Source organism: Ancylobacter aquaticus (genome assembly GCF_004339465.1).
Classification (GTDB): Bacteria; Pseudomonadota; Alphaproteobacteria; order Rhizobiales; family Xanthobacteraceae; genus Ancylobacter; species Ancylobacter aquaticus.
Map to the genome: position 1 here is coordinate 314,094 of NZ_SMFY01000001.1, position 23,487 is coordinate 337,580.

The 23,487-nt window shown below is 67.5% G+C and carries 22 protein-coding genes; 13 read left to right on the top strand and 9 right to left on the bottom strand.

The window, feature by feature from the left end:
- The first annotated feature begins 35 nt into the window (after nt 1-35).
- Both EV667_RS01550 and EV667_RS01555 read left to right on the top strand, forming a co-directional pair.
- A complete protein-coding gene (locus EV667_RS01550; RefSeq protein ID WP_131833579.1) occupies nt 36-2,339 on the top strand; it encodes a propanediol/glycerol family dehydratase large subunit in 2,304 nt (767 codons plus the stop codon).
- Nucleotides 2,336-2,767 carry a diol dehydratase small subunit gene (locus EV667_RS01555; protein ID WP_131833580.1) on the top strand — a complete coding sequence of 144 codons (432 nt, stop codon included), beginning with the start codon at nt 2,336-2,338 and terminating at the stop codon, nt 2,765-2,767. Before EV667_RS01550 ends, EV667_RS01555 begins: the two co-directional genes overlap by 4 nt.
- Nucleotides 2,768-2,794: 27 nt before the next feature.
- On the opposite strand, the gene glpK is transcribed toward EV667_RS01555, so the two are convergent.
- From glpK to glpD, 9 genes are all read right to left on the bottom strand, one after another.
- The gene (gene glpK, locus EV667_RS01560; RefSeq protein WP_131833581.1) at nt 2,795-4,297 is read right to left on the bottom strand and encodes a glycerol kinase GlpK; all 1,503 of its coding nucleotides are present in this window, start codon (nt 4,295-4,297) and stop codon (nt 2,795-2,797) included.
- A gap of 195 nt (nt 4,298-4,492) precedes the next feature.
- On the bottom strand, nt 4,493-6,250 hold the full coding sequence (locus EV667_RS01565; protein WP_131833582.1) for an ABC transporter substrate-binding protein: 1,758 nt from the start codon (nt 6,248-6,250) through the stop codon (nt 4,493-4,495).
- 57 nt (nt 6,251-6,307) lie between these two features.
- Entirely contained in the window at nt 6,308-6,571 is a 264-nt protein-coding gene (locus tag EV667_RS01570; protein WP_245516062.1) for a DUF2160 domain-containing protein, read from the bottom strand.
- Between the two features lie 31 nt (nt 6,572-6,602).
- Entirely contained in the window at nt 6,603-6,944 is a 342-nt protein-coding gene (locus EV667_RS01575; protein WP_131833584.1) for a hypothetical protein, read from the bottom strand.
- Nucleotides 6,944-7,765, bottom strand: a complete 822-nt coding sequence (locus EV667_RS01580; RefSeq protein ID WP_131833585.1) for a carbohydrate ABC transporter permease — start codon at nt 7,763-7,765, stop codon at nt 6,944-6,946. Before EV667_RS01580 ends, EV667_RS01575 begins: the two co-directional genes overlap by 1 nt.
- Nucleotides 7,762-8,664, bottom strand: a complete 903-nt coding sequence (locus EV667_RS01585; protein ID WP_131833586.1) for a carbohydrate ABC transporter permease — start codon at nt 8,662-8,664, stop codon at nt 7,762-7,764. Before EV667_RS01585 ends, EV667_RS01580 begins: the two co-directional genes overlap by 4 nt.
- Entirely contained in the window at nt 8,664-9,767 is a 1,104-nt protein-coding gene (locus tag EV667_RS01590; protein WP_131833587.1) for an ABC transporter ATP-binding protein, read from the bottom strand. Before EV667_RS01590 ends, EV667_RS01585 begins: the two co-directional genes overlap by 1 nt.
- 11 nt (nt 9,768-9,778) lie before the next feature.
- A complete protein-coding gene (locus tag EV667_RS01595; RefSeq protein WP_131833588.1) occupies nt 9,779-10,891 on the bottom strand; it encodes an ABC transporter ATP-binding protein in 1,113 nt (370 codons plus the stop codon).
- The gene (gene glpD, locus EV667_RS01600) at nt 10,888-12,438 is read right to left on the bottom strand and encodes a glycerol-3-phosphate dehydrogenase (protein WP_131833589.1); all 1,551 of its coding nucleotides are present in this window, start codon (nt 12,436-12,438) and stop codon (nt 10,888-10,890) included. The genes EV667_RS01595 and glpD overlap by 4 nt, the downstream gene beginning before the upstream one ends.
- 462 nt (nt 12,439-12,900) lie before the next feature.
- Here glpD and EV667_RS01605 point away from each other — a divergent pair, with 462 nt between their 5' ends.
- The 11 genes from EV667_RS01605 to EV667_RS01655 all read left to right on the top strand — a co-directional run bounded on the left by EV667_RS01605 (nt 12,901) and on the right by EV667_RS01655 (nt 23,487).
- Nucleotides 12,901-14,223 carry an ABC transporter substrate-binding protein gene (locus EV667_RS01605; protein ID WP_131833590.1) on the top strand — a complete coding sequence of 441 codons (1,323 nt, stop codon included), beginning with the start codon at nt 12,901-12,903 and terminating at the stop codon, nt 14,221-14,223.
- Between the two features lie 217 nt (nt 14,224-14,440).
- Nucleotides 14,441-15,409, top strand: coding sequence for a carbohydrate ABC transporter permease (locus tag EV667_RS01610; RefSeq protein WP_165901529.1), 969 nt, complete (start codon nt 14,441-14,443; stop codon nt 15,407-15,409).
- Nucleotides 15,406-16,389, top strand: a complete 984-nt coding sequence (locus EV667_RS01615) for a carbohydrate ABC transporter permease (protein ID WP_131833591.1) — start codon at nt 15,406-15,408, stop codon at nt 16,387-16,389. The genes EV667_RS01610 and EV667_RS01615 overlap by 4 nt, the downstream gene beginning before the upstream one ends.
- Nucleotides 16,386-16,607, top strand: coding sequence for a hypothetical protein (locus EV667_RS01620; protein WP_131833592.1), 222 nt, complete (start codon nt 16,386-16,388; stop codon nt 16,605-16,607). The genes EV667_RS01615 and EV667_RS01620 overlap by 4 nt, the downstream gene beginning before the upstream one ends.
- A gap of 4 nt (nt 16,608-16,611) precedes the next feature.
- Nucleotides 16,612-17,724, top strand: a complete 1,113-nt coding sequence (locus EV667_RS01625; protein ID WP_131833593.1) for an ABC transporter ATP-binding protein — start codon at nt 16,612-16,614, stop codon at nt 17,722-17,724.
- Nucleotides 17,717-18,733, top strand: a complete 1,017-nt coding sequence (locus EV667_RS01630) for an ABC transporter ATP-binding protein (RefSeq protein ID WP_131833594.1) — start codon at nt 17,717-17,719, stop codon at nt 18,731-18,733. The genes EV667_RS01625 and EV667_RS01630 overlap by 8 nt, the downstream gene beginning before the upstream one ends.
- A 64-nt stretch (nt 18,734-18,797) precedes the next feature.
- Entirely contained in the window at nt 18,798-20,432 is a 1,635-nt protein-coding gene (locus tag EV667_RS01635; RefSeq protein ID WP_131833595.1) for a dihydroxyacetone kinase subunit DhaK, read from the top strand.
- A gap of 23 nt (nt 20,433-20,455) precedes the next feature.
- Nucleotides 20,456-21,115: a dihydroxyacetone kinase subunit DhaL gene (dhaL, locus tag EV667_RS01640; protein ID WP_131833596.1), complete on the top strand. Its 660-nt coding sequence runs from the start codon at nt 20,456-20,458 to the stop codon at nt 21,113-21,115.
- Nucleotides 21,112-21,513, top strand: a complete 402-nt coding sequence (gene dhaM / locus EV667_RS01645; RefSeq protein ID WP_131833597.1) for a dihydroxyacetone kinase phosphoryl donor subunit DhaM — start codon at nt 21,112-21,114, stop codon at nt 21,511-21,513. The genes dhaL and dhaM overlap by 4 nt, the downstream gene beginning before the upstream one ends.
- Entirely contained in the window at nt 21,513-21,860 is a 348-nt protein-coding gene (locus EV667_RS01650) for an HPr family phosphocarrier protein (RefSeq protein ID WP_131833598.1), read from the top strand. The genes dhaM and EV667_RS01650 overlap by 1 nt, the downstream gene beginning before the upstream one ends.
- Nucleotides 21,844-23,487: a putative PEP-binding protein gene (locus EV667_RS01655; protein WP_131833599.1), complete on the top strand. Its 1,644-nt coding sequence runs from the start codon at nt 21,844-21,846 to the stop codon at nt 23,485-23,487. The genes EV667_RS01650 and EV667_RS01655 overlap by 17 nt, the downstream gene beginning before the upstream one ends.

Consider the following 23,487-nt stretch of genomic DNA (forward strand, 5'->3'; position numbering starts at 1 on the left):
TGGGTCCCGGAGAGGACCGTGCGGGAGGCCCGAGCATGAGCGATCTGCCCCGAGACGATGCGCCCCAAAACTCCAATCGCTGGCGCCGTTTCGCCGAGTGGGACGAGCGGCCGCTGCGCCACGACCTGTTCGCGGCGGAAAACCCCGAGGCCGGATTCTCGGTGTTCCACAGCCCGTATGACCCCGCGCCCTCCCTCAGCATCGAGGGCGGCCGGGTCACGGTGATGGACGGCAAGCCGGCCGCCGATTTCGACATTCTGGACGCCTTCATTGCCGCCCACCATATCGACCCCGACATGGCGGCCACCGCGATGGCGATGGACCCGGGCGACATCGCCCGCAAACTGGTCGACATCAATGTGCCCCGCCAGGAACTTGAAGCGCTGGCGCGCGGGCTGACCCCGGCGCGCCTCGCCGAGGTTGTGGGCCGGCTGTCGGCGCTGGAGATCACCTTCGCCTACGCGAAGATGCGCCAGCGCCAGACCCCCGGAAACCAGGCCCATGTGACCAATGCCAAGGACGACCCGCTCCAGCTCGCCGCCGACGCCGCCGTCGCGGTCGCTCTCGGCTTCGACGAGATCGAGACCACCATGCGCGTCGCCTCCAACAGCTGGGCCAATGCGCTGGCCTGCACGGTGGGGGCCGCGGTGGGGCGTGGCGGGGTGCTGTTCCAGTGCTCCATCGAGGAGGCGGAGGAACTGCAGATCGGCCTTGCCGGGCTTGCCTCCTATGCCGAGACGGTTTCGGTCTACGGCACCGAGCGCGCCTTCATCGACGGTGACGACACGCCGTGGTCGAAGGCGCTGCTCACCGCCGCCTATGCCTCGCGCGGCATCAAGGCCCGCTGCACCTCGGGCGCGGCATCGGAACTGCTGATGGGCTTTCACGAGCAGCGCTCGCTGCTCTATCTCGAAGCCCGTTGCCTGTGCCTGCAGCGGGCGATGGGCGTGCAGGGCACGCAGAATGGCGGCATTGACGGCGCCCCGCTCACCGCCTCCATGGCCGGCGGGGTGCGCGAGCTGATGGCGGAGAACCTCATCGCCGTCTGGCTCGGCCTCGAATGCGCCTCCGGCAACGACTGCCGCACCAGCGAATCCGAAATCCGTGTCGGCGCCAAGATCACGCCCTATCTGCTGGCGGGTTCCGACCTCATCTGCTCGGGCTTCGGCTCGATCAAGAAATACGACAACTCGTTCAACCCCTCGCTCTTCAATGGCGAGGAAATCGAGGACTATCTGCTGCTCCAGCGCGATTTCCAGACCGATGGCGGCCTTACCCCCGTGGAGGAGGACCAGGTGCTGGGCCTGCGGGTGCGGGCGGTGGAGGCGCTGGCGGCGGTGATGGAGGAACTCGGCCTCGGCAGCGTGCCGCGGGCGCGGATGATGTCGGTGGTGTTTGCCTCCGGCTCGGAGGAGACGGAGAGCTACACTGCCGGCGAGGTGACGCCGATCAGCGCTGCCATCAAGGCGCGCGGCCTCACCGCCATCGACGTGGTGCGGGCGCTCGCCCGGCGCGGCTTCACGCAGGAGGCCGAGAACCTGCTGCTTATGCTGCGCCAGCGCATTTCCGGCGACTATCTCCAGACCTCCGCGATGGTGCGCGACGGGCGGGTGATGAGCGCCATCAACGATCCCAACAACTATAGCGGGCCGGGCACCGGCTACCGCATGCCGGAGCCCCGTTGGCAGGCGGTGCAGGGCATCCGCAACGTTCTCACCCGCGAGCGGGTGCTGGCGGCGGAAAATGTGGGCGAAGGCGGCGCGGAGGCCGACTGGCTGGTGCCCGCCGGTCCGGCGGAAAAGGGTGTGAACCCGCATGAGGTGGTGATCGGCGTCAGCCCCGGCTTCGGCCGCCAGTTGCACCAGACCACGGCCGGCCACGCGCTGGCCGATGTGGTGGCGGCGCTGGTCGGCGGCATCACTGCGGGGGGCGGCACGGCGCGGGTGGTGCGGATGCTGCACACCGCCGACACCTCCTTTCTCGGCCTCGCCGCAGCACGGCTGTCGGGGTCGGGCTTCGGCATCGGTATCCAGGCCAAGGGCACGACGGTTCTGCACCAGGCCGACCGCATGCCGCACATGAACCTCGAACTCTTCTCCAACGCCCCCCTCGCCGGGCTCGACCATTACCGGGCGCTGGGCCGCAACGCCGCACGTCACACCTTCGGCGAGGCGCCCGAGCCGGTGATGGTGCCGACCCATGGCGAGGCGCTCGGCGCCCGCTTCCATGTGCGGGTGGCGCTGCTCTACGCCATCGAGACCGGCCTCATCGAACCGGGCGGTCACCCCGTCGAACTCGACTACCGCCCCGAAATGCGTGCGCCGGAGGCTGCCCAATGAGCGCCGATCCGATGAGCGACCTCGATCTCTACCCCGTCGCCGAGAAAGCGCCCGAGCGGGTGAGGACCCCCACCGGCAAGCCGCTTTCCGCCCTCACTCTGGACGCCGTGCTCTCCGGCGACATCGGCGCCGAGGATATCGCGATCACCCCTGAGGCCTTGATGTTGCAGGCGAAAATTGCCCGCGCCGCCGGCCGCGCGACGCTGGCGGAAAACTTCGAGCGCGCCGCCGATCTGGTTCGCGTGCCGCAGGAGCTGATTCTCGACACCTATGAACTGCTGCGGCCGGGCCGGGCTGCCGACGCGCAACAGCTTCTCGACCGGGCGGCGCTGCTGCGCCGCGACTATGGCGCCGCCCGCGTCGCTGCCCTCATCGAGGAAGCCGCCGCCGTCTATGCCCGGCGTGGCCTTTTCGTGAAGCGTTACTGAGCCGAAGCAGGGATTTGGCTGCGTCGCTCAGGGCAAGGTGAGGCGGCGCACCGCGTCGCGCCAGCCGGCGAGCTTGGTCTCGCGGGTTTCCGCCGGCATGACCGGATCGAAGCGGTGGTCGAGCCGCCAGCTGTCGGCAAAGCGCCCCGGCGCCGGCATGATGTGGGCGTGATACCCGGCGAGATAGGCGGCGCCCAGCGCCGTCGTCTCGCGGATCACCGGCCGGTCGACCGGCGCGGCCAGCAGGTCCGACAGGCGCTGCATGGCGAAGTTCGAGGCCACCATGCCGCCATCGACGCGCAGCACCGGCGTGCGGTGGCCCGGCGCGCCCGAGCGCGCCCAGTCGGCGTTCATCGCCGCGATCAGGTCGGCGGTCTGGTAGCAGACGCTCTCCAGTGCGGCGAGGCAGAATTCCGCCGGGCCGGAATTGCGGGTGAGGCCGAACATCGCCCCGCGCACATCGGGGTTCCAGTGCGGCGCGCCGAGGCCGACAAAGGCGGGCACCAGATAGACCTGCTGGGCCGGGTCGGCGGCCTCCGCAAGCGCTTCGCTCTCGGCCGAGTTCTTGAGGATGCCGAGCCCGTCGCGCAACCACTGCACCGCCGCCCCGGCGACGAAGATGGAGCCTTCCAGCGCATAGGTGCGCTTTCCGCCGAGCTGGTAGGCGATGGTGGTGAGCAGGCGGTTCTGCGACATGACGGCGGTCGGGCCGGTATTGAGCAGGGCGAAGCAGCCGGTGCCATAGGTCGATTTGATCATGCCCGGCTGGAAACAGGCCTGGCCGACGGTGGCGGCCTGCTGGTCGCCGGCGATTCCGCCAATGGCGATGGCGCCGCCGAAGACTTCCGGTTGTGTGGTGCCGTAATCGGCAGCGCAGTCCTTCACCTCGGGCAGCATGGAACGCGGCACCCGCAGCAGGGCCAGCAGATCGTCGTCCCAGGCGCCGGTGTGGATGTTGAACAGCAAGGTGCGGGCGGCGTTGGTGGCGTCGGTGGCGTGCACCTGCCCGCCGGTGAGCTTCCACAGCAGCCAGCTATCGACGGTGCCGAAGGCGAGTTCGCCCCGCTCGGCGCGGGCGCGGGCGCCCGGCACGTGGTCGAGGATCCAGCCGATCTTGGTGCCGGAGAAATAGGGGTCGAGGATCAGGCCGGTCCGCTCGCTGACCAGCGGCTCGTGCCCTTCACTGCGCAGGCGGGCGCAGAGATCGGCGGTGCGCCGGTCCTGCCAGACGATGGCGCGGTGGATGGCGGCGCCGGTCTTGCGGTCCCACACCACGGTGGTTTCGCGCTGGTTGGTGATGCCGATGGCGGCGATGTCGGCGGCCGTGAGGCCAGCCTGTTCCATCACGGCGCGGCAGGTGGCGAGGGTCGTGCGCCAGAGGTCCTCCGCCTCGTGCTCCACCCAGCCGGAAGCGGGGAAGTGCTGCGGGAATTCCTGCTGTGCCTGCGCCACGATGGAGGTGTCGGGCCGGAACAGGATGGCACGCGAAGAGGTGGTGCCCTGGTCGATGGCGAGAAGATGGGTCGTCACGTGGCGCTCCGCGAAAAGGCGTCATCCCGGAAGGTTCGCACCTGTCCGGGATGAGTGTCCATGTCGGGCGGGATGCCGTCGGGCGACGGCATGACGGGCAAAGGGGGCCCCGGACGGCGGACGTCCGGGACGAGATGCCGGGGCGGAGCCTTGATGCGCTCCCGATGCCCCGGCGCCGGGATCAGCTGACCCGCGTCAGTTCTTCTTCGGCGGGGTGGCGGGCCAGGAGCCGATCAGCGTGTCGTAGTCGATGGTCTCGCCCTGCGGCTTCTCGTTGGCGAGCTTGGGCTGCGGCGCGAGATTGCCCGATTCCTTGGCGAGATTGACCCAGTATTCCATCGGCTGCTTGGCGTTCAGCTTCGGGCCGCATTCGCCCTGCACGCCGGAACGCTCCAGGCGCTCCATCACCGATTCCTGCGCGAGCGCCAGCGAGTCCATGGCCGCCTGCGGGGTCTTGGCGCCGGAGGAGGCATCGCCGATCGCCTGCCACCAGAGCTGCGCCAGCTTGGGGTAGTCCGGGACATTGGCGCCGGTGGGCGACCACTGCACGCGGGCCGGCGAGCGGTAGAACTCGATCAGGCCGCCAAGCTGGGGCGCGCGCTCGGTGAAGCTCTTGTCCCAGATGTCGCTCTCGCGGATGAAGGTGAGGCCGACATGGCTCTTCTTCAGCGAGACGGTCTTGGAGGTGACGAACTGGGCGTAGAGCCAGGCCGCCTTGCGGCGGTCGACCGGGGTCGACTTGAGCAGGGTCCAGGAACCGACGTCCTGGTAGCCGAGCTTCATGCCGTCCTTCCAGTAGGCGCCCTTGGGCGAGGGGGCCATGCGCCATTTCGGCGTGCCGTCGGCGTTCATGACCGGCAGGCCGGGCTTCACCATGTCGGCGGTGAAGGCGGTGTACCAGAACATCTGCTGGGCGATGTTGCCCTGGGCGGGAACCGGGCCGGCCTCGGAGAAGGTCATGCCGGCGGCCTGGGGCGGCGTGTAGGCCTTGAGCCACTCGATGTATTTGGCGATGGAATAGACCGCCGCCGGGCCGTTGGTGTCGCCGCCGCGCTCGACGGTCGAGCCGGTGGGGCGGCAGCCTTCCATGCGGATGCCCCATTCGTCGACCGGCTTGCCGTTGGGCAGGCCGCGATCGCCATTGCCGGCCATGGAGAGCCACGCATCGGTGAAGCGCCAGCCGAGCGAGGGGTCCTTCTTGCCGTAGTCCATGTTGCCGTAGACCTTGACGCCGTCGATTTCCTTCACGTCATTGGTGAAGAATTCGGCGATGTCCTCATAAGCGGACCAGTTCAGCGGCACGCCGAGTTCGTAATTGTACTTGGCCTTGAACTTGGCCTTGATGTCCGGATTGGTGAACCAGTCATAACGGAACCAATAGAGGTTCGCGAACTGCTGGTCGGGGAGCTGGTACACCTTGCCGTCGGGCGCAGTGGTGAAGGAGATGCCAATGAAGTCCGGCAGGTCGAGCGACGGCGACGTGACGTCCTTGCCCTCGCCAGCCATCCAGTCGGTCAGCGGCACGGCCTGCTTGTAGCGGAAATGGGTGCCGATGAGATCGGAATCGTTCACCCACGCATCGTAGATGTTCTTGCCCGACTGCATCTGCGTCTGGATCTTCTCGACGACGTCACCTTCCTGGATGAGGTCGTGGGTGAGCTTGATCCCGGTGATCTCGGAGAACGCCTTGGCGAGGACCTTGGCCTCGTATTCATGCGTGGTGATGGTCTCGGAGACGACGTTGATCTCCATGCCCTTGAACGGTTCGGCAGCCTTGATGAACCATTCCAGCTCACGCATCTGCTCGTCCTTGGAGAGCGTGGAGGGCTGGAATTCGCTGTCGATCCACTTTTTGGCGGCGGCCTCGTCCGCGCGGACGGGCGCGGCAAAGGCGATCAGCGCCACGGCGCTGGCGGCCAGCAGAAGCCGGCCTCGGCTCTTAGACGGCAACATGGTCTTTCCTCCCGTTTCTTCCCAGAATTCCGCGGCTTTCATGCCGCTTAGGCGAACTCACACGAGGCGGAACACCGCCAGCGCGTAGACAAGGCAGAGCGCGAGCGCCCAGCCGAGATTGGGTCCCACCAGGGCCAGCCAGGCGAGATTGATGAAGGCGCTGCCCAGCAGCGTGATGAACAGCCGGTCGCCGCGCGTGGTGGGAATGCCCAGCACGCCGACGCGGGCGCGCTCGGGGCGCCACAGCGCCAGCACGGTGAATACGAGGAGGAGGCTGGCGATGACGGCGAAGAACGCCGCGGTCGGCCAGGTCCACGCCATCCAGGCGGTGTTCTCGGCGAGTTGTTCCACGTCACGCCTCCCCATCGTTCTTGAGGAAAGCGACGGCACCCGTGCTCTCGGCCGTATGGGCCAAAAAGCCCACGATGCCCTGCAAGTGCTCCAGAGCGTCCCAAAGCACCATGCCTTCGTTGGCGTTGTAGTCGGCCATCGCACTGCGCAGATCAACGATGTCATCGCAAACGTCGCCTACGCCCCATTCATCATTCTCGCTGAGATCGAAAATGTTTCCGGCGACGGCGCGGTAATATTGATCATTAATCGGAACGGTGGTGATGCCCGATTTTTCCAAGGCCGAGAATATTGTTTCGGCCCATATCTTGACGTCGGCAATAGCCAAGGAGTTATCAGCCATCACACCCTCCCCAGGGCGAAGCCCTTGGCGATGTAGTTGCGCACGAACCAGATCACCAGCGCGCCGGGGATGATGGTGAGCACGCCGGCGGCGGCGAGCAGGCCCCAGTCCATGCCGGCGGCGGAGACGGTGCGGGTCATCGTCACCGCGATCGGCTTGGCGTTGGTGGCGGTCAGCGTGCGCGCCAGCAGCAGTTCCACCCAGGAGAACATGAAGCAGAAGAAGGCGGCGACGCCGATGCCGCTCGCGATCAGCGGCATGAAGATCTTGATGAAGAAGCGCGGGAAGGAATAGCCGTCGATCGCCGCCGTCTCGTCGATCTCGCGCGGCACGCCGGACATGAAGCCCTCCAGGATCCACACCGCCAAGGGCACGTTGAACAGGCAGTGCGCCAGCGCCACGGCCCAGGGCGTATCGAACAGACCGATGGCCGAATAGAGATTGAAGAAGGGTAGGGCGAACACGGCGGGGGGCGCCATGCGGTTCGACAGCAGCCAGAAGAACAGGTGCTTTTCGCCCACGAAGCTGTAGCGCGAGAAGGCATAGGCCGCCGGCAGCGCCAGGGTGATCGAGATGATGGTGTTCAGCGCCACATAGGTCAGCGAATTGATGTAACCCGAATACCAGCTCGAATCGGTGAAGATCTTGATGTAGTGCTCGAAGGTGATCTCGTTCGGCCACAGCGAGACCGTCGTGTTGATCTCGAAATTGGTCTTCAGGCTCATGTTGACGAGCCAGTAGATCGGCAGGATCAGGAAGGCGAGATACAGCGCCATGACGAAGGCGCCGGCGCGCGAGGAGGGCTGCGAGGTCGAGCTCATGCCGGGTTCTCCTCGTGCCGGCGCTCGGTGCCGGCGTTTGTCATCACCGTGTAGAACACCCAGCACAGGGCGAGCACGATGAGGTTGTAGACCAGGCTCATCGCCGCCGCCTTGCCGAGGTCGAACTGGCCCAGCGCGATCTTGACGAGGTCGATGGACAGGAAGGTGGTGGCGTTGCCGGGGCCGCCGCCGGTGAGCACGAAGGGCTCGGTGTAGATCATGAAGCTGTCCATGAAGCGCAGCAGCACGGCGATCAGCAGCACCCGCTTCATCTTCGGCAGCTGGATGGTGGTGAAGATGGCCCAGCGCGAGGCGCCGTCGATGCGCGCGGCCTGGTAATAGGCGTCCGGGATGGACTTCAGGCCGGCATAGCACAGCAGGGCCACGAGGCTGGTCCAGTGCCAGACATCCATCACCACGATGGTGATCCAGGCCGCCAGCGGGTCGCCCGTGTAATTGTAGTCGATGCCGAGCGCGTTGATGGCCCAGCCGGCAAGGCCGATATCGGCGCGGGCGAAGACCTGCCAGATGGTGCCGACCACGTTCCACGGGATCAGCAGCGGCAGGGCCATGATCACCAGCGTGGCGGCGACCTTCCAGCCCTCGCGCGGCATGGACAGCGCGACCAGGATGCCGAGCGGCACCTCGATGGCGAGGATGATCGCGGAGAACAGCAAATTGCGCCACAGGGCGTCGAGGAAGCGCCCGCCCAGTTCGGTCGAGGGATCGAGCAGTTCCTGGAACCAGCCGAGCCCGTTCCAGAAGAACTGGTTGTTGCCGAAGGTGTCCTGAACCGAATAGTTCACCACCGTCATGATCGGAAGGATGGCCGAGAAGGCGACGATGAGGAACACCGGGGCGACCAGCAGCCAGGCGCGGTTGTTGACGGGCTTGTCCATCAAACGGCTCCCTCGCGGCTTGCTGCTTCGCCGGGCACCAGCACCCCGTCGGCATAGATGTGGATCTGCCGGGGATCGAGGGTGAGGCCGGCGCTGTCGCCATCGAGCGACAATTCCTCCGGCACCATGGCGGCGGCGGGATTGCCTGAAATCTCGATGCGGGCGATGCGGGCGCGCCCGATATCCTCGATGCGCGTCACCTTCACCGGCAAGCCGGTTCCGGGCGCGGCGAGCGTGGCGAATTCCGGCCGCACGCCGAGCTCGATCCGCTCGCCCCGAGGCAAAGCGGAGTAGCCGCGATCAAGCGCGATGGCGACATCGCCCACATGCGCGGTGCGGCCCTCGACCTTTGCCGGCAGCACGTTCATGCCCGGCGAGCCGATGAAATGGCCGACGAAGGTGTGGGCCGGGCGCTCGAACAGCTCTTCCGGCGTGCCGGTCTGCACCACGGCGCCGTCGTGCATCACCACCACCGTGTCGGCGAAGGTCAGCGCCTCGGTCTGGTCGTGGGTGACATAGATCATGGTCAGGTCGAGCGCGCGATGCAGTTCCTTCAGCGAGGAGCGCAGCTGCCATTTCAGATGCGGGTCGATGACGGTCAGCGGCTCGTCGAACAGGATGGCGGCGACATCCTCGCGCACCAGCCCGCGCCCCAGCGAGATTTTCTGCTTGGCGTCGGCGGTGAGGTTGGAGGCCTTGCGATCCAGCACCGAGGTCAGGTCGAGCCGGCTGGCAATCTCCTCGACGCGGCGGGCGATGGCCTCGCGCGGCATCCTGCGGTTCTTCAGCGGGAAGGCGAGGTTCTCGCGCACCGTCATCGTGTCGTAGACGACCGGAAACTGGAACACCTGCGCGATATTGCGCGCCTCGGTCGGCAGCCTTGTGACATCGCGGTCGTCGAACAGGATTTTTCCGCGTGTCGGCACCACGAGACCGGAGATGATGTTCAGCAGCGTGGTCTTGCCGCAGCCGGAAGGGCCGAGCAGCGCATAGGCGCCGCCCTGCCGCCAGACATGGTTGATTTCCTTGAGCGCGTAGTCCTGCGGGCCGCGCGGATCGGGTCGGTAGGCATGGGCGAGACCGTCGAGGGTGATGCTGGCCATGGTGCTCTCCCTCAGGCAGCCGCCGCGTCGCGGGCGGGCGCGATGGCCTGTCCCTCGGCGTCGAACAGCAGGATGCGGCGGGGGTCGATCAGCACCTCCACCGGCGCGCCGGGCTCCAGCCGCCGCACGCCGGGAACGAGGGCGGTGAGACGCTCCGCTCCCATGTCCATGTGCAGGAAGCTTTCCGAGCCCGTGACCTCGGTCACGGCAATGGTGGCGCCAAGCCGGATGAGGCCGTTGCCGGCGAGCGTGCGCTCGGCGGTGGCGACATCTTCCACCCCGAGATGATGGGCGCGCACGCCGATCGTGTAGACGCCGTTCGGCACCTGCGCCAGCGCCCCGCTTGCCGGCAGCACGGTGCCGTTCTCCATCAGCACCGTGTGCGCCTGCTTGGTCACGCGCAGCGCGTTGAGCGGCGGGTCGGAGAACACCCGTGCGGTCGGCAGGTTTGCGGGCCGGCGATAGACCTCGGCGGTCGGGCCGAACTGCGTCACGGCGCCTTCCAGCAGCGTGGCGGTGTGGCCGCCCAGCAGCAGGGCCTCGGTCGGCTCGGTGGTGGCGTACACGAACACCGCGCCGGTGGAGGCGAAGATGCGCGGAAGTTCTTCACGCAGCTCCTCGCGCAGCTTGTAGTCCAGATTGGCAAGGGGCTCGTCGAGCAGGACGAGATCGGCGCGCTTCACCAGCGCGCGGGCGATGGCGGTGCGCTGCTGCTGGCCGCCCGACAGCGCCAGCGGGGTGCGCTGGAGATAGGGGTCGAGCTTCAGCAGCTTCGCCGCGGAGAGGACGCGCTCCTCGATCTCGGCCTTCCGCAGGCCGGCGACCCGCAACGGCGAGGCGATGTTCTCGTACACCGTCAGCGAGGGGTAGTTGATGAACTGCTGATAGACCATGGCGACGCTGCGCTTCTTCACCGAAACGCCGGTGACGTCGCGCCCCTCCATCCGTACGCGCCCGGTGGTGGGGGCGTCGAGCCCCGCCATCAGCCGCATGAGGCTGGTCTTGCCGGCAAGGGTGGCACCGAGCAGCACGTTGAGGCTGCCGCGCTCCAGCCGCAGCGAAACGTCCTTGATGAAGGGCGCGCCGCGCACGCTGAGCGAGACGTGATCGAGTTCGAGCGTCATTGCGCAACTCCCCGCAGCGAGGCCGGCGATGCGCCATGAAGGGCGCTCTCGGCCATGAAGGCGTTGAGCGCGGTGATTTCGTCGGGCGAGAAGCGCAGGCCGAGCTTGGAACGCCGCCATAGTACATCCTCGGCGGTGCGGGCCCATTCCTCGCGCATCAGATAGCGCACTTCCGCCTCGGTCAGGTCGGCGCCGAAGACGCGGCCGAGATCGTGTGTGGAGCGGGTGCCGTCGAGGATACGCATGGCGCGCGTGCCATAGGCGACGACCAGGCGCCGGGCGAGATGCTCGTCGAGCCAGGGATGGGCGCGCAGGAGCTGGGCGACCACGCGCGGCTGGTCGTGCACGCCGAAATCGCCGCCCGGCAGCGGCGCGGTGCCGGTCCACGAGGTTTTGGAAGCGCCGGGCAGGAAGGGCGCCAGCTTCTGCATCGCGTGTTCGGCCAAGCGGCGATAGGTGGTGATCTTGCCGCCGAACACCGAAAGAACCGGCACGCGCCCGTCCTGGTCGTCAAGTTCGAGCACGTAATCGCGGGTGGCTTCCTGCGCCTTGGAGGCGCCGTCATCGTAAAGCGGGCGCACGCCCGAATAGGTCCAGACCACATCGCCCGGCGTCACCGGCTGGCGGAAATACTCGCTGGCGGCGGCGCAGAGATAGGCGATCTCCTCCTCACTCGCGACCGGCGGGCTCGGCGTGCGGCCGAAATCGCGGTCGGTGGTGCCGATGAGCGTGAAGTCCTGCTCATAGGGAATGGCGAAAATGATGCGCCCGTCCGCGTTCTGGAAGATGTAGGCGCGGTCGTGCTCGTACAGCCGTGGCACGACGATGTGGCTGCCCTGCACGAGGCGGACATTGGCCGGCGAGTTGGCGCGCAGCACATGGGCCAGCACCTCGTGCACCCAGGGGCCGGCGGCGTTCACCAGCACCCGCGCATTGACGACGCGGCGCGTCCCGTCCTCTTCAAATTCAACGCGCCAGAACTCCGCCTCGCGGCTCGCCGAAATCACGCGGGTGCCGCGACGAATGTCGGCACCGCGCTCGGCGGCGTCGAGCGCGTTCAGCACGACAAGGCGGCTGTCCTCGACCCAGCAGTCGGAATATTCGAACGCGCGGCGGTAGCCCTCGCGCAGCGGCCGGCCGGCGGGGTCGCGCGTCAGGTCCAGGGTGCGGGTGGCGGGCAGGAGCTTTCGCCCGCCGAGATGGTCATAGAGGAACAGGCCGAGGCGCAGCAGCCAGGCGGGGCGCAGGCCCGCATGGTGCGGCAGCACGAAGCGCAGCGGGCGGATGATGTGCGGGGCGATGGCCCACAGCACTTCGCGCTCGGCGAGGGCCTCATGCACGAGGCGAAACTCGTATTGTTCGAGATAGCGCAGGCCGCCATGGATCAGCTTGGTCGAGGCGGAGGAGGTGGCGCCGGCGAAATCGCCCTGTTCCAGCAGCACGACCGACACGCCCCTGCCGGCGGCGTCACGCGCGATGCCGCAGCCATTCACGCCCCCGCCTATGATCGCAAGGTCGTAAATCTCGTCGAGAATCCGAGCGTTCAAGCGTCTCTCCCGCAGCACTCGTTTACGTCAGGAGTGCTTTCGTTTTTATCTTCGTATCGACGCTATACGAAACCATATGGGCTCGCAATAGCGCAAAAAGCGAAAGAAACGAACCTTCGTTTAGGTGCAATGCAGCAATTGTGGCCGCTTTCTGGCATGCCAGAGCGCGTGTCTGCGTCGCAGCTTGGCCGCTCGTCCCCGGCCCGATGCGGCACGCTCGCCAGGGCTCCCGGCGGAACGGCGGGGATTCGCCGGTCCGGTGGTGGGCCGGAGCTTTCGCTGCGGTCAGCGCACGCGCTGCCGACGGTCCCCCCGCACCGTTGCAGTGCAGCAACGAATTGCTCTTGTCATGTTGAGCAAATTGGACATAACTAAACATAATGCTAAATCGAACCGGCGCGGGTCGTGCCGGCGTGAGGCTATCGAGAGGGCAAAAAGCCCTTCGTTCTCTGGGAGGAGAGCATGCTGAAGAAGTGGATACCCCTTCTCGGGGCGACGGCCGTCTGTGCGTTGATGTCGACACCGCAGGCCGCGAAGGCCGAGCAGCTCACGCTGTGCTGGGCGGCCTGGGACCCGGCCAATGCGCTGGTCGAACTCTCCAAGGATTTCACCACCAAGACCGGCATCGACATGAAGTTCGAGTTCGTCCCGTGGACGAGCTATGCCGACCGCTTCCTCAATGAGCTCAACTCGCGCGGCAAGCTGTGCGACCTCATCATCGGCGACAGCCAGTGGGTCGGCGGCGCGGCCGAGAACGGCCATTATGTGAAGCTGAACGACTTCTTCGCGAAGGAAGGCATCTCGATGGATGACTTCGTTCCCGCGACAGTCGTCGGCTATTCCGAATGGCCGAAGAACACGCCGAACTACTGGGCCCTGCCGGCGATGGGCGACGTGGTCGGCTGGACCTACCGCAAGGACTGGTTCGAGCGCCCGGAAATCCAGAAGGAGTTCAAGGCCAAGTATGGCTGGGACCTCGCCGCCCCGAAGACCTATGACCAGCTCAAGCAGATCGCCGAATTCTTCCAGAAGCGGCAGATCGACGGCAAGACCGTCTATGGCGCCTCGATCTACACCGAGCGCGGCTCGGAAGGCATCACCATGGGCGTGACAAACGTCCTCTATGACTGGGGCTTCATGTATGAAAACCCCAAGAAGCCCTATGACATGCAGGGCTATGTGAACTCGGCGGACGCGGTGAAGGGCCTCGAATTCTACAAGTCCCTGTATGATTGCTGCACCCCGCCGGGCGCCTCCAATGTTTACATGGTCGAGGCCGCCGACGCCTTCAAATCCGGCCAGGTGGCGATGCAGATGAACTTCGCCTTCACCTGGCCCGGCCTCTACAAGGACGAGAAGGTCGGCGGCGACCGCATCGGGTTCTTCCCCAACCCGGCGGAGAAGTTCCATTTCGCCCAGCTCGGCGGGCAGGGCATCTCGGTCGTGTCCTATTCCGACAAGCGCGACGCCGCGCTGCAATACATCAAGTGGTTCGCCCAGCCGGACGTGCAGGCCAAATGGTGGCAGCTCGGCGGCTATTCCTGCCTGAAGGCGGTGGTCGACGCGCCCGGCTTCAAGGCCAGCCAGCCCTATGCCCCGGCCTTCCTGGAATCCATGGCGATCGTGAAGGATTTCTGGGCCGAGCCCTCCTATGCCGAGCTGCTGCAGGCGATGCAGAAGCGGGTGCATGACTATGTCGTCGCCGGCAAGGGCACGGCGAAGGAAGCGCTCGACGGCCTGGAGAAGGACTGGACCGAGATCTTCAAGGAAGACGGCAAGATCTGACGTCTTTGTTGTCCTTATCCCCTCCCCTAGGGGGAGAGCTGGCCCGCGAAGCGGGTCGGTGAGGGGGGACGCGCCTGCGAAGCGTCGAAGACCCCTCACCCAACCCTCTCCCCGTCAGGGAGAGGGAGAAGGCTCCGCTTCCTCCCGACGGCGACCCGGTCGCATCAACGACCTGACCGGGTCGCCCCTTTTTCAGCCGACGCCAGCGAGTGCGCGCGTGACAACATCCCCCAACTCCTATGCCGACAAGGCCGCCGAGGTGGCTGCGCGGGCGACGCCGGAACGCCTCGTGGTGAGGGTGAGGGCGCTTTCGGACCGGGCCATCGCCTGGCTGTTCATCGCCCCCACCATCGTCCTGCTGCTGGCGATCAACATCTTCCCGCTGTTCTGGGCGATCTACCTGTCCTTCACCAATTTCCGCGCCAACCGGCCCAATGCCGAGGTCAAGCATGTCGGGCTGGATAATTACACGCGGGTGCTCAACGACCCCGACATCTGGGTGTCGATGCAGACCACCGCGCATTTCGTTTTCTGGACCATCCTGCTGCAGACGCTGATCGGCTTCGCGCTGGCCTATCTCATCGACCGCAAGTTTCGCGGCCATGCCTTCTGGACGACGCTGATCCTCATTCCGATGATGCTGTCGCCGGCGGTGGTCGGCAATTTCTGGCGCTTCCTCTACGAGCCGCAGATCGGCCTGTTCGCCTATGCGGTCTCGTTCCTCACCGGCATCCCGACCTCCGAGATCCAGATGCTCGGCAGCGTGAACCTGGCGCCTTGGGCGATCATCATCGTCGATACCTGGATGTGGACGCCCTATGTGATGCTGATCTGCCTCGCCGGGCTGCGTTCCATCCCCGATTACATCTACGAGGCGGCCGAGGTCGACCGTGCCTCGAACTGGCGGCAGTTCTGGTCGATCACCGTGCCGATGGCGCTGCCCTTCATCATGCTGGCGGTGCTGTTTCGCGGCATCGAGAACTTCAAGATGTTCGACATGGTGAACCTGCTCACCGGCGGCGGGCCCGGCTCGACCACCGAGGTCGCCTCCATCACGCTCAAGCGCGACGCCTTCGAGGCGTGGGCGACGGGGCGGTCCTCGGCTTTCGCCATCGTGCTGTTCGTCGCGGTGTTCGGCCTCGCCAACATCTACGTCAAGGCGCTCAACAGGGTGAAGCAGCGATGAGCTCCGCCAAAGCACCGTCCGCCAAAACAACCTCGGTCAACGCCGCCCATTCGGTCGTCGAGCCCAGCTCGCGCTCCAAGCGCATCGCCGCGACGCTGGTGATCGTCTACGCCGTCGTCACCATGGTCCCGCTGGTGTGGATCTTCCTCACCTCGATCAAGTCGCCGCCGGACTCGATCTCCTATCCCCCGAAAATCCTCTTCACCCCCTCGATCGAGGGCTATTGCAACCTGTTCACCACCCGCACGCGGCAGACGGCGGAATACATCGCCTCGCTGCCGGAACCGGACGGCGTGTGCGATGCCGTCACACGGCAGCGCAACATGGTGATCGCCGGATCGTCCAACTTCCTGCCGCGCTTCGCCAATTCGCTGATCATCGCCTTCGGCTCGACCTTCCTCGCCGTGGGGCTGGGCACGCTGGCGGCCTATGGATTCTCGCGCTTCAAGGTGCCGCTGGCCGATGATCTGCTGTTCTTCATCCTCTCCACCCGGATGATGCCGCCCATCGCCGTCGCCATCCCGATCTACCTGATGTACCGGCAGCTCGGCCTGTCGGACACCGCGCTCGGCATGATGCTGCTCTACACGGCGGTGAACGTTTCGCTCGCCGTCTGGCTGCTCAAGGGCTTCATCGACGAGATCCCGCGCGAATATGAGGAGGCGGCGATGATCGACGGCTATTCGCGCCTTCAGGCGTTCCGCAAGGTGGTGCTGCCGCAGGCGACCACCGGCATCGCGGCCACCGCCATCTTCTGCCTGATCTTCGCCTGGAACGAATATGCCTTCGCCTCGCTGCTCACCTCCGGCAGCGCCCAGACCGCGCCGCCCTTCATCCCCACCATCATCGGCGAGGGCGGGCAGGACTGGCCGGCGGTGGCGGCGGGCACGACGATCTTCCTCGTGCCGATCCTTGTCTTCACCATCCTGCTGCGCAAGCAGCTCCTGCGTGGGATCACCTTCGGGGCGGTGCGCAAATGACGGACCAAAGTCTTACCCCGCACAGCCTCACCCCCGCCAAGCCCCGCCGCCCCTTCTTCCTGCGGCGCGGGCCGATGGAGGCGGTCGCCGTCACGGTGATCGCGCTCGGCTTCCTCATGCTGTTCCAGCCCTTCTTGCTGGTCCTCTACACCTATTCCCTCGTCACCCTTCTCGCCGGCACGTTCATGTTCATGATCGTGTCCAAATTCCCGGAGTAGGCGCATGGCCGAGATCAGGGTCGAGCATCTGCGCAAGGCGTTCGGCGAGTTCGTCGCCGTGCAGGATTCCACCTTCACCGTCGAGGACGGCGAGTTTCTCGCCTTGCTCGGCCCCTCCGGCTGCGGCAAGACCACGACGCTGCGCATGATCGCCGGGCTGGAACTGCCGACGGGCGGCACCATCCGCCTCGCCGGCGAGGACGTGACCTACAGGCGGGCGAGCGAGCGCGACATTGCCTTCGTGTTCCAGCTCTTCGCGCTCTACCCGCACATGAATGTGCGCAAGAACATCGGCTTCCCGCTGCTCGCCCAGGGCGTGCCGAAGGCGCAGATCAAGGCGCGGGTGGAGGAAACCGCGCGCCTGCTCCAGATCGACCACATCCTCGATCATCCGGTGTCGGGCCTCGCCGGCGGCGACCGCCAGCGGGTGGCGCTCGGCCGCGCGATCGTGCGCCGGCCGATGTGCTTCCTGATGGACGAGCCGCTCGGCACGCTCGACGCCGAGTTCCGCGAGGTGATGGTGCGCGAGCTGCGCGAACTGCACAACCGCATCCATGCCACCACGGTCTATGTCACCCACGACCAGATCGAGGCCATGGCGATGGCCGACAAGATCGCGGTGATGAACCATGGCGTCATCGAGCAGTTCGGCACGCCGCAGGAAATCTATGACCGCCCCGCCTCCATCTATGTCGCCGACTTCATCGGCTCGCCGCCCATGAACTTCATCCGCTTCAAGGCGGGGCTGCCCAAGGGCGCACGCGTGGCGCGCATCGGCGCGGCGGAGGTGGAGATGCCGGAACTGCGCAGGGATGTCGCGCCCGGCGAACTGGCGCTCGGCGTGCGGCCCGAGCATGTGCGTTTCTCCGACGCCTCGCCGCTGCGCGGCGCGGTCTATGGCAGCGAATATCTCGGCACCAACCAGATCGTGACCGTGGAAATCGAGGGCGGGCTGGTGCGCGCGCGGCTCCCGGCCGAGCAGAGTTTCAGCATCGGCGAGCCGGTCGGCCTCACCTTCAAGAGCGAGCGGCTGTCGCTGTTCGACGCCGGCTCCGGCCGGGTGATCCCGTCCGTCCTTCACGAGGGTGCGCTGCGCCAGGAGGCCCGCCATGGCTGATGTGACGCTCAAGGGCATGACCAAGAGCTTTGGCAAAGGCGGGGCCAAGCGCGCGGTCGACGGCATAGACCTGCACATCGCCGATGGCGAGTTCGTGGTTCTCCTCGGCCCCACCGGCGCGGGAAAAACCACCACGCTCCGCCTCATCGCCGGCATCGAGACGCCGGACGCCGGCACGGTGAGCATTGGCGGGCGGCCGATGGCGGGGCTCGCCCCGGCGAGCCGCGACGTCGCCTTCGTGTTCCAGCAATATTCGCTCTATCCGCACCTGACCGTGTACGAGAACCTCGCCTTTCCGCTGCGCTCCCCCGCGCGCAGAATGGATGCCGCCACCATCGACGCGCGGGTGCGCGAGGTGGCGAAGATGGTCCGCATCGACCACAAGCTGGAGAGCCGGTCGACCCGCCTGTCCGGCGGTGAGATGCAGCGCGTCGCCATCGGCCGGGCGCTGGTGCGCCGACCCTCCATTTACCTCATGGATGAGCCGCTTTCCTCGCTCGACGCCAAGCTGCGCGGCGAACTGCGGCTGGAACTGAAGCGCATCCAGAAGGACCTCGGCGCGACGCTGCTCTATGTCACCCACGATCAGATCGAGGCGATGACCATGGCGGACCGCATCGGCATTCTCGCCGAGGGGCGTCTCGTGCAGATCGGCACGCCGCGCGAGATCTATGCCGATCCGGCCAATCTCCACGTCGCGGCGCGGCTCGGGCAGCCGCACATCAATCTGCTGCCCGCCGGCCTGCTGCCCGGCGTGGAGATGCCGCCGGGGACGAAGACCATCGGCGCACGGACGGAGCACATCGCCATCGCGCGGGAGGAGGGGGGCAATGCGCGGATCGACTGGATCGAGCATCTCGGCGACCAGAACCACCTGCACATCAAGCTAGGCGAGCAAAAGCTGGTGACGCTCGCCGATCCCGATATGGCGGTGGCACCCGGTGACCCGATCAGCCTGTCCTTGAAGAATCCGCTCTATTTCGGCAGGGACGGCCAGCGGCTTGTGTAGCGGACATGCGTAAAGACGAACGGTCACGCGCCGTATGTCGCGTCGAACGGATGGGAAGGCAGCCATGAAACATTTCTTCAACCGGCGGGACAGCATCGTCACCGAAGCGCTGGACGGGCTGCTGCGCACGACGCCGCCCGGCCGGCTGGCCCGGCTCGACACCTATCCCGACATCAAGGTCGTCCTGCGCGCCGACTGGGACAAATCGAAGGTTGCCGTGGTCTCAGGCGGCGGCGCTGGTCACGAGCCCTCCCATGCCGGCTTCGTCGGCAAGGGGCTGCTGACCGCTGCCGTTTCCGGCGAAATCTTCGCCTCGCCCAGCGTCGAGGCGGTGCTCACCGCCATCCGCGCCGTGACCGGCAAGCCCGGCTGCCTGCTGGTGGTGAAAAACTACACCGGCGACCGGCTGAATTTCGGCCTCGCCGCCGAGCGCGCCCGCATGGAGGGCTTCAAGGTCGAGATGGCGATCGTCGCGGACGACATCGCGCTGCCCGATATCCCCCAGCCGCGCGGCGTCGCCGGCACGCTGTTCGTCCACAAGATCGCCGGCCATCTCGCCGAGACGGGCGCTGATCTCGCCACGGTGGCGGCGGCGGCGCGCGCGGCGGCGGCGGACATCGCCTCGCTTGGCGTGTCGCTGTCCTCCTGCTCGATTCCCGGCCAGCCTTTCGAGGCCCGGCTGGGCGCCGATGAGGGCGAACTCGGCCTCGGCATCCATGGCGAGCCCGGTGTGGAGCGTATCCCGCTGCAGCCAGCCGGCGACATCGTCGCGCTGATGAGCGCGCGCCTCGCGGCCCGGCTCGACCCTGACGCCGACTATGCGCTGCTGATCAACAATCTCGGCGCCGTGCCGCCTTTGGAGATGAGCCTGATCGCCGAGGCGCTGCTGGCGTCTTTGCTCGGGCGCGGGGTGAAGCTGGTGATCGGCCCGGCGGCGCTGATGACCGCGCTGAACATGAACGGCTTCTCGCTTTCCTTCCTGCGGCTCGACGCCGACCGCACGGCAGCATTGACCGCCCCGGCCGAGCCGCTCGCCTGGCGCCCGGCGGTCGCGCCCAGCAGGGTCGAGGTGCTGGCTGCGCCGTCCGCGCCGGCGGCCGAGGCGTCTGCGGCCAGCACGGACGCGGCCGCCGAGGCGGTGATCCGCAACGTCTGCGCCACGCTGATCGGGCTGGAGGAGGAACTCAACCGGCTCGACGCCCGCGCCGGCGATGGCGATACAGGTTCAACGGTCTCCAACGGCGCCCGCGCCATCGACTCAAAGCTCCCCACACTGCCGCTTGCCGATGTTGCGGCGACCCTCAAGGCCATCGGCGCGGAACTCGGCACCGCCATGGGTGGATCGAGCGGCGTGCTGCTCTCCATCTTCTTCACCGCCGCCGCGCAGGCGCGCGGGGAAGGGCGGGAACTCCCGGCCGCGCTGCTGGCCGGCCTTGATCGGGTGGTGTTCTATGGCGGCGCCGTGCCCGGCGACCGCACCATGATCGACGCGCTCGATCCCGCCCTCAGGGCGCTCTCGGCCGGCGATCTCACGGGCGCTGCCGCAGCCGCCTCGGCAGGGGCCGAGGCGACGAAGGCAATGGTACGGGCGCGGGCCGGACGGGCGGCCTATGTCGCCGCGCGCGATCTGGAAGGGTCGCCCGATCCCGGCGCATTGGCGGTGGCCAAGGTGTTCGAGGCGCTGGCTGCGCGCGGCTGAGCCGGGAAGCTGGGAGGGAGCCGATGCCGCTCGATGCCGCCGATCTCAGCGCACTCATTGGTCTGTGCCGTGAGGAAATCGAGCTTCACTGCGAGCATCTCGGCCGGCTCGACAGCGCGATCGGCGATGGCGACCATGGCGCCAATATGCGGCGCGGTCTGGAGGCCGTGTATCGCGAGCGCGACGCGATTTCCGTCCTGCCGCTGCCGGCGGCGCTGGAACGTATCGGGTTGGTGCTGGTCATGAGCATCGGCGGCGCGGCAGGACCGCTTTACGGCACGCTGCTGATGGAGCTCGGGCGCGGCCTTGCCGCCCGGGATCTGGCCGCCCGGGAGCTGGCAGTGCGGGAGCTTGACGCCCGGGAGGAAGAGACCGATTTCGCCGCCGTCCTCGCTGTGGCGGTTACGGCGGTGGCGCGGCGCGGTCGCTCCGGGCCGGGCGACAAGACGCTGCTGGATGTGCTCTATCCCGTGCAGGCGGAGTTAGCCAGCCACGCCGCCCCGGTCCGCATCGCCGAATGCGCCCGCCTCGCGGCGCGGGGAACGGAAATGATGCTGGCGCGGCGGGGCCGGGCGTCCTATCTCGGCGAGCGCTCGATCGGTCACGAGGACCCCGGCGCGTCGAGCTGCGCCCTGCTCACCATGACCATCTGCCACTATTTCAAGGAGCAAGCGCCGTCATGACCCCCGCGCGCATCGCCAATGTGGGAATCGTGATCGTCTCGCACTCGCCATTGGTGGCGCAGGGCGCTGCCGACATGGTGCGCCAGATGGTGGGCGACTGCGTGCCGCTCGCCTGGACGGGCGGCAATGTGGAGGGTGGGCTCGGCACCCATGTCGCCGGCATTCTGGCAGCTATCGAGGCGGCATGGTCGGAGGCGGGCGTCGCCATCTTCGTCGACCTCGGCGGGGCGGAGACCAATAGCGAGGCGGCGGTGGAGATGCTCGGGCCGGCGCGCGCGGCCAGAATTGCCATCTGCAACGCCCCGCTGGTGGAGGGCGCCGTGGTGGCGGCGGCGGAGGCGTCGGGGGGCTCGACGCTGGCGCGGGTGGTGGCTACGGCCGAAGAGTTGTCCGCGTGATGGCCGACATCGCTCCCTCCATCGGGCGGCCTTCCGCCCATCGCTGCCAGGCCGAAGTGGAGGTCACGCACGGGGTGGGGCTGCACGCGCGCCCCTCGGTCGCCTTCACCCGACTTGCCAAGACCTTTCCCTGCACCATCGAGGTGGCGGTGGACGGATCGGGCGAGTGGCTCAATGGCAAGAGCATCGTCAAAATCATCGGGGCCCGCATAAGGCGCGGGACTAAGATCAGAATTCGCGCTGAAGGAGCACGTGCGGAGGAGGCTATCGCGGCGCTCAGCGGGCTGGTGCGGCGCAATTTCGACGAGGATCGCAAGGCGGGGCGTGCCGATGGCCGCCCCTCGTGACTTTCGCGGCCACCCCGCCTCGCCCGGCCGGGCAGTGGGCCCGGTCCACCGGGCGGGCGAACCGCCGGCGCCGTCCGGCCTTGCCGGCAACGGGTCCGATGCCCGTGCGGCGCTGGAAGCGGCGGTGAGCCGGGCGGTTCACGAACTGCGCGAACTCTCCGCCCGCGCCGACCCGGAAAGCGCCGGCATTCTCGATTTCCAGATCGAGCTGCTGCTCGATGGCGAACTGCTGGCCCCCGCCCTGGCGCGCATCGGCGCGGGCGAGGGAGCGGCCCTGGCCTTCGCGGCGGCGCTGAACGATCAGATCGACGAGATGGCCGGTGGGGGTGGTGAGGGCGAAGCAACCCATGGCGACCCTTTCGTGCTGCGCGCCGTCGACCTGATGGACCTTCAGCACCGCGTGCTCGACGCGCTCGCCGGCCGCACCCGCGCCGACTTCCCGCCCGGCGCGGTCTATGTCGGGCGCGACATGCCGCCCAGCGTGTTTCTCGCCCATGACTGGTCGAGCGGCGGCGCCATCGCGCTTGGTGCGGGCAGCACGGCGAGCCATGTCGCCCTGCTGGCGCGGGCGCGCGGCGTGCCGATGGTGGTCGGTCTCGGGGCGCTGCCGGGAGAGACCGGCGAGCCGCTGCTGGTGGACGGCACACGGGGAATGGCCTGCCTCCACCCCGATGCGCGACAGGCCGCGTCGCCCTCCGCGCCCGACCTCGCGCCCCTTCTTTCGCCCGTCCCTGCGTGCGAACCCGCCGCATGGGAGCCGCTTCGCGCCGCTTCGGCCGTCCCCGACCGGCCCTTCCTGTTCGCCAATCTCGACACGCTGGCAGATCTCGACACGCTCGATCCCGCTGTGGTGGACGGCGTCGGTCTGGTGCGGACCGAGTTTCTGCTCACCAGCGCCGCCGAGGCGCTGAGCGAGGAGCGGCACCTGGCGGTCTACCGCCGCGTCCTCGACCATCTCGCCGGCAAGCCGGTGACGTTGCGCATGCTTGATCTCGGCGGCGACAAGGCGCTGCCGGGCCTTACCGAGGGCGACCCCGCCGGTGTGCTGGGCACGCGCGGGGTGCGCTTTCTGCTCGCCCATCCCGATCTCGCCCGCATCCAGGCGCGCGGGCTGATCCGCGCGGCGGCGCATGGCCCGGTCAGCGTGCTGCTGCCCATGGTGACGCTGCCGGCCGAACTTGCGGCGATGGCGCTGCTGTTCGACGAGGAGGCGGTGCGGCTGGCGCGGCAGGGAATCGAGGGCAGGCGGCCCCCGCTCGGCATCATGGTGGAGGTGCCGGCGGCGGCGTTGACGCTCGACCTGTTTGGGCAGGCGGCCTTCTTTTCCGTGGGCAGCAACGATCTGATGCAGTATCTCGCAGCGGCGGCGCGCGACAATCCTGCCGTGGCGCCTCTCTATGCGGGAGCGGAGACGGCGATGTTCCGGCTGCTGGACCTCATCTGCGCGGCGGCCCGCGCGCTTGGCCGCCCGGTGTCGCTGTGCGGCGACCTCGCCGCCGAGCCGGCGGCGGTCGGCCGCCTCCTTGCCCTTGGCCTCGATGGGCTCTCGGTGGCGCCGAGGCGCCTTCCCGCGTTGCGCGCGGCGCTGGGCGCCGCTTTCCCAGCCCTGCCGCCGGGGCGCGCCTAG

Coding starts and splice junctions, on each gene's coding strand:
- EV667_RS01585 (WP_131833586.1), bottom strand. CDS start 8,664: ATGGACAAGCCCGTCAACAACCGCGCCTGGCTGCTGGTCGCCCCGGTG.
- EV667_RS01655 (WP_131833599.1), top strand. CDS start 21,844: ATGGCCGCCCCTCGTGACTTTCGCGGCCACCCCGCCTCGCCCGGCCGG.
- EV667_RS01615 (WP_131833591.1), top strand. CDS start 15,406: ATGAGCTCCGCCAAAGCACCGTCCGCCAAAACAACCTCGGTCAACGCC.
- EV667_RS01650 (WP_131833598.1), top strand. CDS start 21,513: ATGGCCGACATCGCTCCCTCCATCGGGCGGCCTTCCGCCCATCGCTGC.
- EV667_RS01630 (WP_131833594.1), top strand. CDS start 17,717: ATGGCTGATGTGACGCTCAAGGGCATGACCAAGAGCTTTGGCAAAGGC.
- EV667_RS01590 (WP_131833587.1), bottom strand. CDS start 9,767: ATGGCCAGCATCACCCTCGACGGTCTCGCCCATGCCTACCGACCCGAT.
- EV667_RS01565 (WP_131833582.1), bottom strand. CDS start 6,250: ATGTTGCCGTCTAAGAGCCGAGGCCGGCTTCTGCTGGCCGCCAGCGCC.
- dhaL (WP_131833596.1), top strand. CDS start 20,456: ATGCCGCTCGATGCCGCCGATCTCAGCGCACTCATTGGTCTGTGCCGT.
- EV667_RS01575 (WP_131833584.1), bottom strand. CDS start 6,944: ATGGCTGATAACTCCTTGGCTATTGCCGACGTCAAGATATGGGCCGAA.
- EV667_RS01605 (WP_131833590.1), top strand. CDS start 12,901: ATGCTGAAGAAGTGGATACCCCTTCTCGGGGCGACGGCCGTCTGTGCG.
- EV667_RS01625 (WP_131833593.1), top strand. CDS start 16,612: ATGGCCGAGATCAGGGTCGAGCATCTGCGCAAGGCGTTCGGCGAGTTC.
- EV667_RS01595 (WP_131833588.1), bottom strand. CDS start 10,891: ATGACGCTCGAACTCGATCACGTCTCGCTCAGCGTGCGCGGCGCGCCC.
- EV667_RS01570 (WP_245516062.1), bottom strand. CDS start 6,571: ATGGCGTGGACCTGGCCGACCGCGGCGTTCTTCGCCGTCATCGCCAGC.
- EV667_RS01555 (WP_131833580.1), top strand. CDS start 2,336: ATGAGCGCCGATCCGATGAGCGACCTCGATCTCTACCCCGTCGCCGAG.
- EV667_RS01580 (WP_131833585.1), bottom strand. CDS start 7,765: ATGAGCTCGACCTCGCAGCCCTCCTCGCGCGCCGGCGCCTTCGTCATG.
- EV667_RS01620 (WP_131833592.1), top strand. CDS start 16,386: ATGACGGACCAAAGTCTTACCCCGCACAGCCTCACCCCCGCCAAGCCC.
- EV667_RS01635 (WP_131833595.1), top strand. CDS start 18,798: ATGAAACATTTCTTCAACCGGCGGGACAGCATCGTCACCGAAGCGCTG.
- dhaM (WP_131833597.1), top strand. CDS start 21,112: ATGACCCCCGCGCGCATCGCCAATGTGGGAATCGTGATCGTCTCGCAC.
- EV667_RS01550 (WP_131833579.1), top strand. CDS start 36: ATGAGCGATCTGCCCCGAGACGATGCGCCCCAAAACTCCAATCGCTGG.